Annotated in this window: 1 pseudogene; it reads left to right on the forward strand. The window is 46.9% G+C overall.

The features are described from left to right. Positions 1-358: pseudogene (locus AB4585_RS23260) on the forward strand (mannitol-1-phosphate 5-dehydrogenase); the annotation flags it as partial.

Genomic DNA, 358 nt, shown 5'->3' on the forward strand with positions numbered 1-358 from the left:
GCAGTAGACCGTATCGTTCCACCAGCAGAAGAGGGTGAAACGGATCCATTAGCCGTAACCGTTGAAACCTTTAGTGAGTGGATCGTCGATCAAACTCAATTCAAGGGCGAGATTCCTAACATCCCTGGTATGGAATGCACTGATAACCTAATGGCATTTGTTGAGCGTAAACTATTTACCCTGAACACTGGCCACTTAATCACTGCATATCTCGGCGTTCTTGCAGGTCACGAGACCATCAAGGATTCTATCGAAGATCCTGCGATTCTTGCAGAAGTACAAGCGGCAATGGAAGAAAGTGGTGAAGTATTGATTCGTCGCTACAGCTTCGACCCTGAAGCTCACGCTGCTTACATTC

It is taken from the genome of Vibrio sp. 10N.222.49.C9, assembly GCF_041474985.1.
Taxonomy (GTDB): domain Bacteria; phylum Pseudomonadota; class Gammaproteobacteria; order Enterobacterales; family Vibrionaceae; genus Vibrio; species Vibrio crassostreae_C.